Annotated in this window: 13 protein-coding genes; 4 read left to right on the top strand and 9 right to left on the bottom strand. The window is 65.1% G+C overall.

The features are described 5' to 3' along the window. Positions 1–98: 98 nt before the first annotated feature. Entirely contained in the window at positions 99–278 is a 180-nt protein-coding gene (locus tag MTX23_RS33545) for a hypothetical protein (RefSeq protein WP_280978366.1), read from the bottom strand. Positions 279–312: 34 nt separating this feature from the next. Then, complete coding sequence (mepA, locus tag MTX23_RS33540; RefSeq protein ID WP_280974343.1) at positions 313–1,257, bottom strand: penicillin-insensitive murein endopeptidase; 945 nt, start codon at positions 1,255–1,257, stop codon at positions 313–315. Between the two features lie 95 nt (positions 1,258–1,352). On the opposite strand from mepA, the gene MTX23_RS33535 reads away from it, so the two are divergent. Together MTX23_RS33535 and MTX23_RS33530 are read left to right on the top strand one after the other, a co-directional pair. After that, positions 1,353–1,496 carry a hypothetical protein gene (locus MTX23_RS33535; RefSeq protein ID WP_280974342.1) on the top strand — a complete coding sequence of 48 codons (144 nt, stop codon included), beginning with the start codon at positions 1,353–1,355 and terminating at the stop codon, positions 1,494–1,496. Between the two features lie 287 nt (positions 1,497–1,783). Further along, positions 1,784–3,676, top strand: coding sequence for an EAL domain-containing protein (locus tag MTX23_RS33530; protein ID WP_280974341.1), 1,893 nt, complete (start codon positions 1,784–1,786; stop codon positions 3,674–3,676). 50 nt (positions 3,677–3,726) lie between these two features. Here MTX23_RS33530 and MTX23_RS33525 read toward each other — a convergent pair whose 3' ends face one another. Next, on the bottom strand, positions 3,727–4,899 hold the full coding sequence (locus MTX23_RS33525; RefSeq protein ID WP_280974340.1) for an acyl-CoA dehydrogenase family protein: 1,173 nt from the start codon (positions 4,897–4,899) through the stop codon (positions 3,727–3,729). A 261-nt stretch (positions 4,900–5,160) separates the two neighbouring features. Between MTX23_RS33525 and MTX23_RS33520 the strand changes: the two genes are divergently transcribed. Then, complete coding sequence (locus MTX23_RS33520; RefSeq protein WP_280974339.1) at positions 5,161–5,607, top strand: isoprenylcysteine carboxylmethyltransferase family protein; 447 nt, start codon at positions 5,161–5,163, stop codon at positions 5,605–5,607. Between the two features lie 30 nt (positions 5,608–5,637). Here MTX23_RS33520 and MTX23_RS33515 read toward each other — a convergent pair whose 3' ends face one another. Then, positions 5,638–5,970 carry a hypothetical protein gene (locus tag MTX23_RS33515; RefSeq protein ID WP_280974338.1) on the bottom strand — a complete coding sequence of 111 codons (333 nt, stop codon included), beginning with the start codon at positions 5,968–5,970 and terminating at the stop codon, positions 5,638–5,640. A gap of 207 nt (positions 5,971–6,177) precedes the next feature. Continuing rightward, entirely contained in the window at positions 6,178–7,989 is a 1,812-nt protein-coding gene (gene lepA / locus MTX23_RS33510; RefSeq protein WP_280974337.1) for a translation elongation factor 4, read from the bottom strand. Positions 7,990–8,382: 393 nt separating this feature from the next. Here lepA and MTX23_RS33505 point away from each other — a divergent pair, with 393 nt between their 5' ends. Next, a complete protein-coding gene (locus MTX23_RS33505; protein ID WP_280974336.1) occupies positions 8,383–9,981 on the top strand; it encodes a glycosyltransferase family 39 protein in 1,599 nt (532 codons plus the stop codon). 15 nt (positions 9,982–9,996) lie between these two features. Here the strand turns inward: MTX23_RS33505 and MTX23_RS33500 are convergent, their stop codons facing one another. The 4 genes from MTX23_RS33500 to MTX23_RS33485 form a co-directional block, all read right to left on the bottom strand. After that, a complete protein-coding gene (locus MTX23_RS33500; RefSeq protein WP_280974335.1) occupies positions 9,997–10,323 on the bottom strand; it encodes an HPr family phosphocarrier protein in 327 nt (108 codons plus the stop codon). Beyond that, positions 10,320–10,721 (bottom strand): PTS sugar transporter subunit IIA, encoded by a 402-nt coding sequence (locus MTX23_RS33495; RefSeq protein WP_021076632.1) that lies wholly within the window; start codon positions 10,719–10,721, stop codon positions 10,320–10,322. The genes MTX23_RS33500 and MTX23_RS33495 overlap by 4 nt, the downstream gene beginning before the upstream one ends. An 87-nt stretch (positions 10,722–10,808) precedes the next feature. Then, the gene (locus tag MTX23_RS33490; protein ID WP_280974332.1) at positions 10,809–11,375 is read right to left on the bottom strand and encodes an HPr kinase/phosphatase C-terminal domain-containing protein; all 567 of its coding nucleotides are present in this window, start codon (positions 11,373–11,375) and stop codon (positions 10,809–10,811) included. After that, positions 11,372–13,180: a sensor histidine kinase gene (locus MTX23_RS33485; protein ID WP_280974331.1), complete on the bottom strand. Its 1,809-nt coding sequence runs from the start codon at positions 13,178–13,180 to the stop codon at positions 11,372–11,374. Before MTX23_RS33485 ends, MTX23_RS33490 begins: the two co-directional genes overlap by 4 nt. Positions 13,181–13,272 lie beyond the last annotated feature (92 nt).

Below are 13,272 nucleotides of genomic sequence, written 5' to 3'. Positions count from 1 at the left end.
CCGCTGCTCTCCGGAGGACTTACGGTCATCAGGGATATCGCGCTGCAAACATAGCAGGCTGAGGCTTACGGTAAAGGCGCTCTTTGTCCAATATCGTCCTATTCACTCGGCTGGATCGCGATCGAAATCGAGTTCGCCCCGGCGCCGCTGACCTGCAGCACGAAGGGGCTCGCGGAGAGCTCATACTTCATGGTCTTGCGGACAAATGACGAGAGATCAGCCGCCCTGATCCGCGATGTGAACGCGCTTGCGGCGCGTGACGGCGGATCATAACGCATCTGCAGCCTGCCGGAACAGCGTCTGACAAAGATGTTATTGCTTGGCGTCCGGCGCGTTCAGCACCGCTTTGCAGTCTGCCGGCAGCTGCGCCAGCGTCATCGGCGGGCGCGGCTTCGGCGGTTTCGGCGGGGGTTTCGGATGCAGCACCGAGTCCTTGAACCAGAAGGCGAGGTCGGAGGGCTTGCAGCCTTCGTCCCCGGACTGCGACGGCTGTCCCTTGCATTCGGGGCTTCCGGGCGGGCATCGCATCCGGATGTGGAAATGGTAGTCGTGACCCCACCACGGCCTGATCTTCGACAACCAGCTACGATCGCCCTTGGCTTCGCGGCACAGTGCCTTCTTGATCGCTGCGTTGACGAAGATGCGCTGCACGGCCGGCTCCTGCGCCGCGTCGCGGAGCACGAGCACATGACCGGGCGTGAAGACGCGTGGATCAACGTCGATGCGGTCGTCGCGCACCATCATGACCGCCGACATCTCCTCGCGCTCTTCGCGCGACAATCTGTGATCGGGCATCGGCGTCAGCCAGATGTCGGCATCGAGCCCGATCTGGTGGCTGGCGTGGCCAGAGAGCGCGGGGCCGCCGCGTGGCTGGCCGATGTCGCCGACCAGGATGCCGGGCCAGCCCGCGTCCTTGTGCGCCTTCGCCGCAAGCCGCTTCAATAGCGCGATCATCGCCGGGTGGCCCCAGTAGCGGTTGCGCGACAGCCGCATCACCTGCCAGGTGTCGCCGTTCAGCGGCATCTTCACGGCGCCGGCGAGACAGCCCTTCGCATAGGAGCCGATCGACTGCGTCGGCATCGCGGCCGGCAGGACCTTGCGTGCGAACAATTCCTTCGCCCCGATCTTCGGATCCTTGGGGTTGGCGAGCGGCGGCAGCGGCTTGGGGTCGAGCGAGCCCTTGTCCTGCGACCAGGCGGAACTGGTGGCGACGAGGGCGGAGAGCAGGAGCGGGATCAGAAGCAGGCGGGGTGTCATTCAGATCACTCTGTCCACGCAAGGCTAGCATGGATTTGCCGTGTGAGGACGGCGCTTTCATCGCAATTGCTTGATCGCCCACAGCCGAGATCAGCATGGATGAGATTGCAGCCGCGATGACTGCTTTAGCTTCGGCACTCTCTTCGGCGCGGGCCGATGTTGTCGTTCATATCGACAAGCCGCCGCCGCGCTGGAACGCGCATCCCAAGAGAGCGCATCGCGCCTTAACTCCACGATAACCGTGTTGCGCGCTGACACATATTCGTGCGCTTCGGGAAATTTCAGCGCATCGATTATGCAATCGCACGTTCGTTTACGCATTCCTCACCATGCCTCGGCACTTCCACCTAGCGAACCCGCAGCGACATTGATTGCATAGCGTTGTGTACTCGCGCGATGCGCGTATTCGCCTTCAAGGCGGCAGGCCGCGGGCTCGCGCCCTACGCCGTTCCTCGTCAATAGACACCAATTTTTCAGATGCTTATCGCAAAAACCTTGCCGAGCTGGAATGCGCGTGGGGCGTGCGATGCCGATAATGCGGCCGAAAAAAATCAAGAAACCGAAGCAGGCTGCAATGCACCGTCGCCCTGGCCGCCAGGCCAAGCCTGCGCCGAACCTGCCGGGCAGTTCGCAGCGTGCCGCCGCCGAAATCGGCGAGTTGGTGCGCCAGCGCGCGCAGGCCGAGGCGGCGACCGCGGAGGCGCGCAAGTCCAACGAGCGGCTGCGCGTCGACATCACTGAACTGAAGCAGCGCGAAGCATCGTTCCGCCTGCTGTTCGAGGGGAACCCGGTGCCAATGATCCTGTGCGCGCTCGACGGTGAACGGATTCTCAGCGTCAACGATGCGGCGGTCGCCCATTACGGCTATGCCCGCGCCGAGTTCGAGAAGCTCTCGATCCGGAGCCTGCAGGCGTTCGATCCCGAACTGCCCTGGGCTGCCGGGCGCAGCACCGATGAACAGGCCGCGCGGACCTGGAAGCACGTTCGCGCCGACGGCACGCTGATCGATCTTGCGATCTATTCGCGCCAGTTGATGCACGGCGACCAGCCGGCCATGCTGCTCGCGCTGATGGACATGACCGAGCGCAAGCGTGCCGAGGCGCGGCTCGCCTTCATGGCGCAGCATGACAGCCTGACCGGCCTGCCGAACCGCAATCTGTTGCGGCAGCAGATGGACGACATGCTGCAGCACACCCGCCGCAGCTCGGACAATGTCGCGGTGCTGATGCTCGGGCTCGACAATTTCAAGGCGGTCAACGACACGCTCGGCCATGGCGTCGGCGACAAGCTGTTGCGTGGCGTGGCCAAGCGGTTGCGCTCGACCTTGCGCGAGGAGGATGCGCTGGCCCGACTCAATTCCGACGAGTTCACGATCGTGCAGAGCGGCGTGGTCCGGCCCGAGGACGCGGTCTTGCTGGCCAAGCGCATCCTGGATGCGATCGGCGAGCCTTATCTGCTCGAGGGGCATTCGGTGGTGATCGGCGCCAGCATCGGCATCGCGATGTCGCCCGGCGACGGCGAGGATTCGGAAAAGCTGCTGAAGAGCGCCGATATGGCGCTGTCGCGGGCCAAGAGCGAATTCCGCGGCACCTTCTCCTTCTTCGAGGCGGAGATGGATGCGCGCGCCCAGAGCCGGCGCAAGATCGAGATCGATCTGCGCGACGCGATCCAGAACGAGGGCCTGCAGCCGTATTACCAGCCACTGGTCGATCTCGCGAGCGGACGCATCACCGGCTTCGAGGCGCTGGTGCGCTGGCCGCATCCGGAGCGCGGCATGATCTCGCCCGGCGAGTTCATACCGGTGGCGGAGGAGACCGGGCTGATCAACCCGCTGGGCGGGCTGATGCTGCACCGCGCCTGCATGGACGCGGCGCAGTGGCCGGATGACGTCCGCGTCGCGGTCAACCTCTCGCCGCTGCAGTTCCGCACCGGTAACCTGTTGTCGCTCGTCACCGATGTGTTGAAGCGATCCGGTCTGCCGGCGCGGCGGCTCGAACTCGAGATCACCGAGACGCTGCTGCTCGAAAAGAGCAGCCAGGTGCTGGCCACGCTGCATGCGCTGCGCGCGCTCGGCGTGCGCATGTCGATGGACGATTTCGGCACCGGCTATTCGAGCCTGAGCTATCTGCGCAGCTTCCCGTTCGACAAGATCAAGATCGACCAGTCGTTCGTGCGCGACCTCGGCGCGAACCGCGACGCGCAGGCGATCGTGCGCTCGATCGTCAGCCTCGGCATGGGGCTCGGCGTCACCATCACGGCGGAGGGCGTCGAGACCGAGGCCGAGCTGAGCTGCCTGCGCGCCGAAGGTTGCCACGAGGGCCAGGGTTTTCTGTTCAGCCGCGCCCGGCCGAACGCCGAGGTCGTCAGCCTGCTGCAGGCCCAGCGCGGGGCGGAAACGAGATCGGCGCTGGTGGCGTAGGGGCTAGCGCCCATCGCTTCATTGCGAGGAGCGAAGCGACGAACGCATGGCTAACGCGCCGATGGCGGCGCGGCCAGATTGGCCAACAGGATCGCCTTGCCGGCGTCCTCATATTGCGTGTCGCGTGCCTGGACCTGCTGTGCGATCGCATGCATGTCGCGGAAGCGCCGCTCGAACGGATTACTTGCGAACACTGCGGTGGCGCCGGCCATGTGATAGGCGGTGTCGACCACGGCCGCCGATTGATGGATGGTCCAGGTCGAGGCGATGCGGATCGCGACGCGATGCGCCTCGGTCAGGGGATCGCCGTGCGCGAGGTCCCGCCAGACGTCGTTTGCCGTCGAATACAGATAGGCGCGCGCGGCGCGCAGGCTCGCTTCGGTGCGGCCGATCAGGCCCTGCACGGCGTTGTTGTCGCGCATCGCCTTCAGCCCTTGCGGCGTCTTGCCGCCTGCAAGCTCGGTCGCCGCGTCCAGCATGGCGCGCGCAACGCCGAGCGAGGTGGCGGCAAAGCCCATGCTGAACACCATGTTGGTGGAGAGCTTGTACAGCGGTCCCTGTTCGCGAAGGGCGGTGGGATCGTCGCGCAGTGCGGCGAATTTCTCGGGGATGAAGAGATTCTCGACCGAGTAGGAATCGGTGCCGGTGCCTTTCAGCCCGATCACGTCCCAGACGTCGTGCAGGGTGGCCGACGACACCGGGAACAGGATGGTGCGGATTTCCGGCGAGCCGTCCGGCTTCCTGCGCTGCGAGCCGTCGGCCTCGACGACGCGGACATGGGCGCCGAGCCAGCTTGCCTGCCGTGAGCCGGAGGCAAAGTCCCAACGTGCGCTGGCGCGGTAGCCGCCGGGCTCGGCGTGGACCTCGTGCGCGATCGCGCCCCAGGCCAGGATGCCGGGCGCGGTGTTGAATATCTCATTGGCGGCGTCGGGATCGAGATAAGCCGCGGTGATGGCGCAGACGCTGCACTGGCCGAGGCACCAGGCCGTGGAGGCGTCGGCCTTGGCGATCTCCTCCTGCATCTGCATGAACGCGTCCAGTGCCGCCTCGGCGCCGCCAAAACTCTTCGGCAGCAGCGCGCGGTAGAGCCCGTTCTCGACAAGTGCGGACGTAACGGCCGGTGTCAGCCGCCGCGTGCGTTCGATCTCGTCGGCTTCGCTTGATATCAGCGATGCCAGCGCGCGTGCCCGCTCGACGAGGTCGAAACCCTGCGGCTTGTTCATGCGTGTCCTCAGCCCTTTTCGCGTTCTTGTTGGGCGGGTGCGCGATGGTGGCCCATCCCGAGGGCGAGGGCAAGGCGGGATGACACCGTCGCAGATCAGCCATCGAAGTCTTGTCGGTGCGAGTTGCGTCACGATAGGCTGAATGGACCGTCGCAATGGACTCAGGGCGAACATGTTTTTGTGATAGGAGCCGCTGCAGCCGCAGCTGAAATGCCGGTTCTGCATCTATTGGTTCTGCATCTATTCCAGTGAGGTCCGGCCATGCTCAAGCTCCCTCCGCCGATCTGGACGTTGATCTATCTCCTGCTTGGCGTGACGCTGAGCTGGTCGCTCGATTGGCCGAGGCTGCCCGGCCTGCCGCTTCCGCTGTTCGGACTTGCGTTGGTGGTCATCGCGTTCGGTCCGCCGGTGTGGGCTTTCGTCCTGTTCCGACGTGAGGGCACCGAAATCGAACCGACGTCGCCGACCAACCGGAAACTGGTGACCAGCGGTCCCTACCAGTTCACGCGCAACCCGATGTACCTGGGTCTCGTGCTGCTGGCCCTGGGCATTGCGATACGGGTTGGAGCGTGGCCGATGTTGATTGCGCCGGTCGGCGTATTCGCGACGGCCAATTGGGTGCACATTCCCTTCGAGGAAGCCAAGATGCGCCGCCAGTTCGGAGCGGCCTATGACGATTATGTCGCCCGGGTGCGGCGCTGGATCTAAGGATGGCCGCGCGAACGCTCCACGCGCCTTCTATCCACAATTCCAGGCCCGGCCGATCGGCGTCCAGGTCCAGCACGGGCCGAAGCTGCCGCCATTGTAGCGTCCGCGATAGAAGCCGGGCCGGCCGAAATAGTGCCAATCACCGCCATACCAGTACTGCGGCGCATAGTCCGGGTAGCCGCGGGCGGCGCCGCGCGGACCCAGCACCGGAATGGTGGGATTGGGCGGCTGCCGGTACCCGGGCAGGAAGCCATAGCCATGCCAGCGCGTGCTGCCATGCCGCTTCTTCGACGACGCGGCCGAGCTCAGGTCCGGCTGCAATAATGCGAGGATGACGACAAGGAGGGACAGGATGCGCAACATGATCGAAGCTTAGTCGGACCGCCGTGCGATGGCGATTCAAATCATGGTGCGTTTTGTTGCTGAGACAACGATGGACATCATGCGCGCTTCCGGCAGCACGTCGGCCTTCCACCTCCGGCTACTTTGCATGGGGTTGTTTTCGAGATTTTCGGTGAAGGCGGGACTGGCGCGGTTGTTGTCAAGCTGGCGACAGTCCGTGACGGTGCCTCAGCTATCCACCTTGAGCGCGGCGATGAAGGCTTCCTGCGGGATGTCGACCTTGCCGAACTGCCGCATCTTCTTCTTGCCTTCCTTCTGCTTTTCCAGAAGCTTGCGCTTGCGCGTGATGTCGCCGCCGTAGCACTTCGCGGTGACGTCCTTGCGCAGCGCCCGCACGGTTTCGCGCGCGATCACCTTGCCGCCGATCGCCGCCTGGATCGGAATCTGGAACATGTGCGGCGGGATCAGCTCCTTCATCTTCTCGACCATGGCGCGGCCGCGGCCTTCCGCGCGGGTGCGATGCACCAGCATCGAGAGCGCGTCGACCGGCTCGGCGTTGACCAGGATCTGCATCTTCACCAGATCGGCCGGCTTGTAGTCGGTCAGGTGATAGTCGAACGACGCGTAGCCCTTGGAGACCGATTTCAGGCGGTCGTAGAAATCGAACACCACCTCGTTGAGCGGCAGGTCGTATTTCACCATCGCGCGGGTGCCGACGTAAGTCAGCTCCTTTTGCGAGCCGCGGCGGTCCTGGCACAGTTTCAGCACGCTGCCGAGATATTCGTCGGGGGTGAGGATAGTGGCCTCGATCCAGGGCTCGTCGATCTCGGCGATCTTGACCACGTCGGGCATGTCGACGGGATTGTGGATCTCGAGCTCGCTGCCGTCGGTCAGCTTCATCTTGTAGATGACGCTCGGCGCGGTCGCGATCAGGTTGAGGTCGAACTCGCGCGACAGCCGCTCCTGGATGATCTCCAGATGCAACAAGCCGAGGAAGCCGCAGCGGAAGCCGAAGCCGAGCGCGGCGGAGGTTTCCATCTCGTAGGAGAAGCTCGCGTCATTGAGCCGCAGCTTGCCCATCGCCGCGCGCAGCGTCTCGAAGTCGTTGGCGTCGACCGGAAACAGGCCGCAGAACACGACCGGGATCGCCGGCTTGAAGCCCGGCAGCATCTCGCTGATCGGCTTCCGGTCGTCGGTGATGGTGTCGCCGACGCGGGTGTCGGCGACTTCCTTGATCGCCGCGGTGATGAAGCCGATCTCGCCGGGGCCGAGCTCGTCGACCTGCTCCATCTTCGGAGTGAAGAAGCCGACGCGTTCGATGTCGTAGGCGGCGCCGGTGCCCATCATGCGGATGCGCTGACCCTTCTTCATCACGCCGTCGACCACGCGGATCAGCACGACCACGCCGAGATAGACGTCGTACCAGCTGTCGACCAGGAGCGCCTTCAGCGTCGCGTCGCGGTCGCCCTTCGGCGGCGGCAGGCGGGTGACGATCGCCTCCAGCACCTCGGGCACGCCGAGCCCGGTCTTGGCCGAGATCATCACGGCGTCGGACGCATCGATGCCGATCACGTCCTCGATCTGCTGCTTCACCTTCTCCGGTTCGGCGGCCGGCAGGTCGACCTTGTTCAGGACCGGCACGATCTCGTGGTTGTTGTCGAGCGCCTGGTAGACGTTGGCGAGCGTCTGCGCCTCGACGCCCTGGCTGGCGTCGACCACCAGCAGGGAACCCTCGCAGGCCGCCAGCGACCGCGAGACCTCGTAGGCGAAGTCGACATGGCCGGGCGTGTCCATCAGGTTGAAGACGTAATCCTTGCCGTCCTTGGCGCGGTAGTTCAGCCGGACGGTCTGCGCCTTGATGGTGATGCCGCGCTCGCGCTCGATGTCCATGGAATCGAGCACCTGCTCCTTGCCCGCCATTTCGCGATCCGACAGCCCGCCCGTCATCTGGATCAGGCGGTCGGCCAGGGTCGATTTGCCATGGTCGATATGGGCGACGATGGAGAAGTTGCGGATGTTGGAAATCGGGGCGGTTGTCATGGGGCGCGGGATAGCATCCGCACCCCCCAAGCGGCAACCATATTGCGGTATTTTGCAGCGGTGTGACGGCGAATCGCCGGGCGGCGTCGTGATCGATTTCCGGGCATGTTTCGGTCGGGTCTGATGCTCCGGACCTTTCGATGCGCTGGACCTTGTCTCCGCCGCCGGACTGCTTGCTCCGCGGTTCGTTCCGCGGGCGGCAGCCGAAAAGCGCGTGGCGCTGGTCGTCGGCTGAGAGCGCCGTTCACGCCAAGCTGATTTCACTGGCGGCAAAAACGCGCTAAAGCGCGGTGAAATCCGAACGAGATATCATCGCGCTTTCGTCTCCTGTTGGGCATGATCTTTTCGGAACACCGCTTCGCACTTGTCCGGATCATGCCGTAGGCACTGACTATGTCGACTGCCGCCTATCTCCCCGCCGCGCGGCGCGCGAACCGCCGGCTGACAATCCGCCGCCTGGCCGCATGGCTGGTGTCGCGGGCCACGGATCCCAAGACCGGCCTGTGGCTCGTGATCAGCTTCGCGCTCGTCCACGCGGTGCTGTGGACGGAGATCCTCATCAAGCTCAAGGCCGCACAGGACGTCCACATGGACGTTGCGGAAGCCTATGCCTGGGGCCAGCGCTTCCTGCTCGGCTATGGCAAGCACCCGCCGCTGTCGGGCTGGATCGCCGGCGTCTGGTTCAAGTTCTTCCCGGTCGCCAACTGGTCGACCTACGCGCTTGCGATGGCGACCGTAAGTTTCGCGATGGTGGTCTGCTGGCTGATCGCGCTGCGCGTCGTCGACCGCCGCCGCGCGTTCTTCACGGTGGTGATGCTCGCGCTGTATCCGATCTTCAATTTCAAGGGCTTCAAGTACAACGCCGATCTGGCGCAGCTCGTGCCGTTGCCGCTTCTCGTGCTGGCCTATCTGAACGCGTTCGAGAAGCGGAGCGTGAGATCCGGTCTGTTGCTCGGCTTCGCCGGCGCGCTGGCGCTGATGACCAAATACTGGGTGCTGACCATGATCGGCGCGATCGGCCTTGCCGCGCTGATCCACCCGCAGCGGCTGCAGTTCCTGCGTTCGCCGGCGCCCTGGGTTGGGATCGGCACGATGGTCGTGCTGATGATCCCGCATCTGGTCTGGCTGGAGGAGGTGGATTTCCTGCCGCTCACCTATGCCGGCGACGTCTACGCGCTGTCGAGCCGCGCGCTCAACGTCCAGCTCGTGCTCGGCTATATCGGGCACAATCTCGGGCTGCTCGCCGCACCGGCCCTGCTCGGCCTGCTGGCGCTGTCGCTGAGCTCACTGTCGTGGCGGCTCGTGCGGATCTGGTCGGACCGGCCGAATCCGGAGCTCAACCGCGCGCAGGCGCTCAACGTCTGGATCGTCCAGTCCATCGTCGCGATCGGGCCGCCGCTCGGCGCGCTGGCATTCACGGTCTACATGAAGACCGATTGGGGCATCCCGCTGTTCTTCCTGGTGCCGCTCGCGCTGGTCGCGATCCCCCGCGTGCGGATGCCGCGCATGGCGCTGTTCACCGTCACCGCGATCTGGCTCGTGATCACGGTCGCCATGCTGTTCGCCGCGCCGAGCATCGCGACGCAGGAGATGGCGTCGAGCCACAACACAGCCTCGACCTATGCCGCGCGCTCGGAGCTCGCGCGCGAACTGACCGAGACCTGGCAGGCCAAATTCCATTCGCGCTGGGCCGTCGTCGCCGCCCGCTCCGATATCAGCGAGCCGATGACGTTCTACAGCCCCGATCATCCGGCCGCGATCACGCCCGGCGAGGTATCGTCCGGATTGACCTCACTCGAGGAAGCCAAGCGTTACGGTTTCATCGGCGTCTGCGACACCACCGATCCGGTCTTCCTGAAGCCGTGCGAAGCGTGGATGGCGGAGCATGCCAAGGCTGCCGAGCCGCTGGTGATGACCACGCAGCGGTTCTTCCATGGCCATCCCGGCCCGTCGACGGTGTGGAAGGTCTATCTGGTGCCGCCGGCGAAGTAGCGGCGCCAACGCGGCCTACGCGCCTTCTTCGTTGAATTTGCTAGCGACGAGTTCGGCGATGGCGTCGAGCACAGTCTGCGCTTCGGGGCCCTTCGCGGAGACGATCACCGTTGTGCCGGGCCCGGCCGCGAGCATCATCAGGCCCATGATCGAGGTGCCGCCGACGGTCTCGCTGCCGCGCGTAACCCAAACCTCGGCGTTGAAGCGCTCGACCATCTGGACGAATTTGGCGGAGGCGCGCGCATGCAGGCCGCGCTTGTTGACGATCAGGAGTTCACGGGAGATGGCGCCCGCTGGCACGCTCGGGCCGACGTCGTTTGCGCCCGAGGTCTCGTCGCTCATTTGCCGGCAAGGACGCGGCTGGCGATGGTGACGTATTTGCGGCCGGCTTCCTGGGCCATCGCGATCGCATCGGGCAACGAGCGCTCCTCGCGAACCTTGGCAAGCTTGACCAGCATGGGAAGATTGATGCCTGCGAGCACTTCCACCTTAGGGCGGCTCATGCAGGAGATCGCAAGGTTCGACGGCGTGCCGCCGAACATGTCGGTAAGGATCGCGACGCCGTCGCCGCTGTCGACGCGATTCACCGCTTCGATGATATCGCTTCGACAGAGATCGGAATCGTCCTCCGCCCCGATCGTAATCGCTTCAATTTGTTTCTGCGGACCCATCACGTGTTCGAGCGCCGCTCTGAACTCGTCGGCAAGGCGCCCATGGGTCACCAGCACTAGACCAATCATCGGAAACTCCTCGTGGGCGCTCTTTGGTGCACCGCACGAACGCGCCACTTTGACCATCCAGAGGCCCTGCGCAAGAGGGCATCTTGGCTAGTCTCCCTGTTCCTGGCGGTAGAGAGGGGAGGCTGCGCCGACCAAATCGGACGCGATAGTGGATGTGATATGGTTACCAATTTCCTTTCCACAATCGGCCGCAAGATTACCGGGATATGAACTCTCGGTTGTCGTCAGCGCGGCGACAACCAGCGGCAGGGGTTGGACGCCGATGCCGACCGGGATTCTCGGTAATGAAACACCATTTAGGCAAGTCTTCAGGGCCTCCGGCGGCGGCAGCCGTTCCGCGTCGTCGGCCGCGAGGTCGACCACAAGCCCCACCCGGGCCTCGGCGACAAAGTCGCAGCGGCGGATTCCGAGGCCACGGATCTCGATCAGGCCGGCCAGCTCCCGTGCCGGGCGAACCCACAATTGTTCGTCGGCTGTGTCGAGATGGACACGGTCGTCACCCACCAAAATGGCCGTCGGAACCTGTCCGGAGCGGCCGGCAAGAATCAGGTCGAACGCCAGGCGGGACTTGCCGGCGCCTGACGGCCCCCGGATCAGCACGGCACGCTCGCCGACGAGAACGGCGGACGCATGCACGCTGACATTGCGGCTCATAGTATCGGCAGCCTGACCACGAAGCGCGCGCCGGCGACCGTGGGCTTGCCGTCCTCACCGGCCGGGCCCAGGCGATTTTCCGCCCAGATGCGCCCGCCATGCGCTTCGATGATCTGCTTGGAGATCGAGAGTCCAAGGCCGGAGTTCTGGCCAAAGCCCTGGTGCGGCCGGTCGGTGTAGAAGCGCTCGAAGATCCGCTCCAGCGCGTCCTGGCCGATGCCGGGCCCGTCGTCGTCGACGACGATCTCGACCTCGTTGCGGATGCGCCGGCAGACGATGCGCACCTTGTCGCCGGGCTTGGAGAAGGACTGCGCGTTCGACAGCAGGTTCGAGATCACCTGGCCAAGCCGCGAATCATGGCCCGGCACCGAGAATGTGTCGGTCGGTCCGCGGCCATCGAAGCGGGCCTCCACTGCGACGTCGTGGCCGAGCCGTGTCTCGTTGGCGACGCCGGTCAGCGTCGTCAGCAGCCGGCGCAGATCGACCTGCGCCATGTCCTGCCGTTGCAACTCGGCATCGAGCCGGCTGGCGTCCGAGATGTCGGAAATCAGGCGATCGAGCCGCCTGACGTCGTGCTCGATCACGGCGAGCAGCCGCGCGCGGCTGCTGTCGTTGCGTGCCAGCGGCAGCGTCTCCACCGCTGAGCGCAGCGACGTCAGCGGATTCTTGAGTTCATGCGCGACATCGGCAGCGAACATCTCGATCGCCTCGATGCGGCTGTAGAGCGCGTTGGTCATGTCGCGCAGCGCGCCGGAGAGGTGGCCGATCTCGTCGCGGCGCCCGGTGAAATCGGGAATCTCGACGCGGGTCTGGATGCGGTGGCGGACGCGCTCGGCGCCGTCGGCGAGGCGCCGCACCGGACCTGCGATCGTGCTTGCCAGCAGGAGCGACAGCATGATCATGACCGCGGAGGCGACGCCGCCGACCTTCAGGATGGCGAGGCGTTCGGACATCACCATCTGGTCGATGTCGTCGCCCTGGGTGGTCAGCATCAGCGCGCCGCGCACGGCGCGGAAGTGCTGCACGGGGACCGCGACCGAGACCACGACGGCACCGCGCTCGGTGACGCGGACCATGCTGCTGTTCAATCCCTCGAGCGACTGTGCGACTTCGGGATAGCCCTTGCCGCCTTCGGGACCGAGCTCGCGGTAAATCGGCAGGTCGCCGCGGTTGAACCAGGTCTTGATCGAGATCTTGGCTCTCTCGTACAGCGACGGCTTCTCCGATGGCGGCGGCAGCTCCATGCGCAGCACGTCGCCGCGCGCGAACAGGTTGCGGCTGTCGAGGATCAGTCCGCCGTCACGGTCGAAGATGCGGGCCCGCGTCTTGGTCGGCGCGATCAGGCGGCGCAGGATCGGCGCGACGCGCTCGGGATTGATCGGGAAGTCCGCCGATTCATCCGGCTGGCCAAAACTCTCGCCGGGCTTCAGGTCGAGCAGGCGATCGGGATCGATGGTGACGGTGTTGCCTTCGACGGTCGCCGACGCGGCGATCGCCTCCGAGATGATCTCGGCATAGACCATGAGGCTCTGCGTCCGCGCCTCGATCAGGCCGGCGCGGAACTGCGAGAGATACAGGATGCTGGCGACCAGCGCGACAAGTCCGGCCAGGTTGAGCGAGACGATGCGGCGCGTCAGGCTCGAGAACGACAGCGCAAAGAAAAACTGGCCGGCACGGCGCAGCCAGCCGAGCGGGCGCCGCCAGCCTTTCTCCTGCGCCACGTCGTCAGCTACTGCATCATGTTCGAGGAGCTGTGACGCGTCCTCGGTGTTCAGTCCCTGCTCGGGCTGCGTTCGATCAAGCACTGGCAAAGCTGCCGTTTGGTGTGGATGTCGTCCCGCGAAGCACGCAATCGCCCGCGCAACTTTACCCCAGCCGCGCGGGCCCTGTCAGTTAA

The organism is Bradyrhizobium sp. ISRA436 (assembly GCF_029910015.1).
In the GTDB taxonomy this organism is placed as follows: Bacteria; Pseudomonadota; Alphaproteobacteria; order Rhizobiales; family Xanthobacteraceae; genus Bradyrhizobium.
This window is presented reverse-complemented; position numbering and strand designations above follow the sequence as displayed.